The sequence below is a fragment of the Bacillus cereus group sp. BfR-BA-01381 genome (assembly GCF_022663555.1).
Lineage (GTDB): Bacteria > Bacillota > Bacilli > Bacillales > Bacillaceae_G > Bacillus_A > Bacillus_A pacificus.
The window spans coordinates 1-4,007 of record NZ_JAKUFR010000171.1 but is presented as its reverse complement, the minus strand read 5'-3'; the positions used below and the strand labels follow the sequence as shown (position 1 = coordinate 4,007).

Here is a 4,007-nt window from a genome sequence, read left to right as displayed (position 1 = left end):
TAAGCTAATGCCTTTTCTTTGTGATTAACATGATTTTCGAGAACTTTTACATGAGAATTGTATGAAGAAGCACTCTTATGGTGCGCTTATAAGCGTGCTTTTTCTTTTGTTATGTTTATATTTATAATAATACTAGATGCCTTTCCCTAATAGGCGACTATCTTTCTTTATATATATAGATAGTTTGAAATGGAATAAAAATAATTCCTATATGTAAAGGATAATGTGATTAGTATAGGAAGACAATAGAGCTTAAAGGAAATTCATGTAAAATTCAGATGAACTTCACACGAACTTCATATTGGAAACTAAATATAATTATAATAGGTTATTATAATGTTTATTTGTGATTTTTCATAAAATTAAAAGTTTGAATTTAGGAGAGAGGAATCAAACCTAAATTCAAACTTTAGTGAAATAATTAGTGGAAGTTACGTTTAGTTTTCGCTAATGGATGCATTTGTAAGTTCAGCAGGAGTGCCTGTTCCTGCTCCTCCGATTGTAATCGATCCACCAGGAGGAATTTGACCATTCCATCCTGCATTCGTAATTACGTAATGATTATTTATTTTACTACTAATTTTAGAATCCCAAACTTGTGTTAAATTGCCGTTATAATCAAATTCTAATTTCCAGTTTTTAATAGGGGTCGTTCCACTATTTTTAATTACAATCGAGAAGTTGTAACCACTTCCCCAATTTGAAGTGACTGAAAAGGTAGCATTGTTATTTCCACCAGGAGGTGTTGTGCTAGCATCGTCTGTTTTTACAATAATAGAAGTAGGCTGTGATTTATTCCCAGCGGCATCTTTTGCTATTATTGAAAATTTGTATTCTGTATTAGATTTTAAGTTTTTAATTGTAATGCTATTTGTTGTTGTACTCCATTTCTCTTCCCCAGCAGTAATTTCATATTCCGTAACTCCTACGTTATCAGTAGATGCAGTCCAGTTTAATTGAACTGAGTTTGAATTTTTATTTGTAACAGCAATATTTTTTACGTTTGTTGGTGGCTCAGTATCTTTTTGAGTAATAGGTCCACCTAGTAATTCTTTTACTAACGTATCAAGTAATTTTGGCCCACTACAACTATATTTTGGACTTGTACGGCAATCTCCGCTAAGCTCCCAAAACATTGCGCCACTTAAACCTTTTGTTTTTATATAGTCTGTTTTATATTTCATAGATTCATTATCATCGTAGCTAATAAATGTACCTGTAGTCGCATTATATAAATAAGGTACTTTCGCTATATCGTTCCATCCGCGAACAAAACCATTTTTATTAACATAATTAGCCGCTAAATCACCATAATCGTATACACCTGTATCACCGGTAGAATAATCATCCCAAGTACCTTTAGAAGCGAGTTTTCCATCACTACCTGGCTTACAAGGTTGGTATTGGCCGTTATTTTCTTTTCCGCAACTTTTCCATCCACGTCCGTAAAAAGGTACACCTAATACGAGTTTATCTGCTGGAACCCCTTCATTTGTATAAATGTCTATCGCACCATCTACGTAAAATTTCGTATCCGCTGCTGGGTCATTTGGATCTTTGTATAGAGCTGCATTATGGTTAGAAGTAGCTTCCCATCCACCATGGAAATCATATGTCATAATATTAATCCAATCCAGTATTTGAGAGATTTTCTTTAGCTCTGTATGATCGGCATAACGTTGGCTTGCACCTGATGCGATTGTTAGTAAATATTGTTTGCCATCTTCTGCACCAGCTTTCGTTAATGCATTTCGAACTTCTTGAAGGAGTAGGGTGAAGTTTTGCTTATCTTCAGGACGATAACTACCACCAGGAATCGTTTCTACGCCCGGATATTCCCAATCTAAATCAACGCCGTCAAATCCATATTCGCGTAGGAAATCGACTGTAGATTCAGCGAATACTTTTCTTGTTTTTTCATCAGCGGCCATGTCAGAAAAGCGGTTAGACCAAGTCCAGCCACCAACAGAAATAATTGTTTTTAAGTGAGGATACTTAGCTTTTAATCGTTTCAGTTCGCCGAAATTTCCGCAGCGTGCGTATTTATCACAATCTTCCCAAGTTGTACCTGAGCCAGGATAAGATTTTGTGACATCGGCCCATGGTTCACCGAGTACGAGAGTACCATTAGGGACTTCTTTATTTTGCAGTGGTACACCAGATTCTTTACAGTTCCACGTTTGTTTATTTGGATTATCGGGGTGAGTAGAAGGGTTTCCATGTTTTCCATTCCAGCAAATATCAGCGAAAGCGTAGTTTAAATGAGTTAGCTTTGATGCATCAATGTCTGCAACTTGATAATTACGTCCGTAAATGCCCCATGAAGGAAAATACCCAACAACTTTTTGACCTTGCTTTGGTGAATCTGCTAATGCGAAATTTGGAGTAATAAAGTTTGTGAGAAAAAGAGGTAAGAAGAGTAGTAGGGATAGTAATAGCAGTGTGAACTTTTTTGATTTCATAGTCATTTCTCCTTTCAAAATAAAAAATATATTTAAAGGCATGCGCCAATAAACCAAAATGAATCTAGACGTATGAAACGTCTAGATAGAAAATGATCAGACATCACGAAGTCTATACAAGGGAGCTGGGGGTGATTAAATCGTAGCAAATGTAAGATTTGGTGTAAACGCTTTATTGGACTCGAAAAGACTTTCTCAATATGAAGTGGCTCTAATACGGATTACACATGAAAATAAAATATTGATTAGGGGGGAAAAGGCTTCTTGTAATTAAATTTGAGAAAAAATTGTATGAAGTCAATTTGTAATAGCGTAGCGAGATGAGAAAATATCATGTAAAATAATAGTAAAAATATGTAAAGGAGCGAGTGGTGTGGATGTCTTTTTGAACATTGCTGAAGAAAAAATTCGACAAGCAATACGGAATGGAGACCTTGATCATATTCCAGGAAAAGGAAAACCACTACAATTAGAAGACCTTTCAATGGTACCTCCAGAACTTAGAATGAGTTATAAAATTTTAAAAAATGCGGGTATGATTCCACCAGAAATGGAACTACAAAAAGATATATTAAAAATAGAAGACTTAATTGCGTGCTGTTATGATGAAGCAGAGAGAAAAGAATTACAAGAAGAGTTAACAGCAAAAATGCTTCGTTTTCAGCAGGTAATGGAAAAGAGAAAGATTAAAGATAGTTCAGCTTTTCGTATGTATCAAGATAAAGTATTTCGTAAATTACGCTAAGAGAGATAAGATGAATACATTTGAAACGATAGAAGAATTAGCGACATATATTGAAGAACAACAATTAGTACTTCTGTTTATTAAAACAGAAAATTGTGGTGTTTGTGATGTTATGTTAAGGAAAGTAAATTACGTATTAGAGAATTATGATTACGTAGAGAAAATAGAGATATTGCTACAAGACATGCAAGAAATTGCGGGGCGATATGCAGTATTTACAGGGCCAACAGTTTTATTATTTTATAATGGAAAAGAGATCCTTCGTGAATCGCGCTTCATTTCACTTGAAAATCTAGAAAGAACCATTCAATTATTCGAAGATTAAGGGAGGCTTTTATATGGAATTTATTATTGTCATACTATTATTTGTTGTAGTTGGAACGATCATAACAGCAGTTCGATCGAACAAAAAGAAGGTAAATCTTACGAAACAAAATAACATTCATAATTCATCTAACAACTCATCACCATTATTTTTCTTTGCTGGATCTGATAATGATAGCTCGCATGGAGGATCACATGATTGTGGAGGATCTTTCGGTGGAGATAGCGGAGGTAGTTGCGATGGTGGCGGAGGCGGCGGTGATTGATGAGAATACGCCCTATAACGGGCGTATTTCTTTTTAAACAAACGTTTGATTAGTTGGCTTACATATGCATAACGACAGTTAAACAAACGTTTGATTAAATATTTTTAACGTACTAAGGGGAATAGAAATGAAAAGGGAACTGAAAGTGAAAAACAAGGGGAAAGTAGTGTTATTTTTATTAGCTACGGGAGGCGTATTTCTTGTTAAATT

Annotated in this window: 4 protein-coding genes and 1 pseudogene; 4 read left to right on the top strand and 1 reads right to left on the bottom strand. The window is 34.8% G+C overall.

Going from position 1 to position 4,007, the window contains the following annotated elements:
• Positions 1–437: 437 nt before the first annotated feature.
• Positions 438–2,462, bottom strand: coding sequence for a glycosyl hydrolase family 18 protein (locus MR079_RS27815; RefSeq protein WP_242295043.1), 2,025 nt, complete (start codon positions 2,460–2,462; stop codon positions 438–440).
• 373 nt (positions 2,463–2,835) lie between these two features.
• On the opposite strand from MR079_RS27815, the gene MR079_RS27810 reads away from it, so the two are divergent.
• The 4 genes and pseudogenes from MR079_RS27810 to MR079_RS27795 all read left to right on the top strand — a co-directional run.
• On the top strand, positions 2,836–3,207 hold the full coding sequence (locus MR079_RS27810; RefSeq protein WP_242295042.1) for a DnaJ family domain-containing protein: 372 nt from the start codon (positions 2,836–2,838) through the stop codon (positions 3,205–3,207).
• 10 nt (positions 3,208–3,217) lie between these two features.
• Positions 3,218–3,532 carry a thioredoxin family protein gene (locus MR079_RS27805; RefSeq protein WP_073530579.1) on the top strand — a complete coding sequence of 105 codons (315 nt, stop codon included), beginning with the start codon at positions 3,218–3,220 and terminating at the stop codon, positions 3,530–3,532.
• A 13-nt stretch (positions 3,533–3,545) separates the two neighbouring features.
• A complete protein-coding gene (locus MR079_RS27800) occupies positions 3,546–3,797 on the top strand; it encodes a hypothetical protein (RefSeq protein ID WP_016716355.1) in 252 nt (83 codons plus the stop codon).
• A 127-nt stretch (positions 3,798–3,924) separates the two neighbouring features.
• Positions 3,925–4,007 (top strand): annotated as a pseudogene (locus tag MR079_RS27795) (histidine kinase); the annotation flags it as partial.

Coding starts and splice junctions, on each gene's coding strand:
- MR079_RS27815 (WP_242295043.1), bottom strand. CDS start 2,462: ATGAAATCAAAAAAGTTCACACTGCTATTACTATCCCTACTACTCTTC.
- MR079_RS27805 (WP_073530579.1), top strand. CDS start 3,218: ATGAATACATTTGAAACGATAGAAGAATTAGCGACATATATTGAAGAA.
- MR079_RS27800 (WP_016716355.1), top strand. CDS start 3,546: ATGGAATTTATTATTGTCATACTATTATTTGTTGTAGTTGGAACGATC.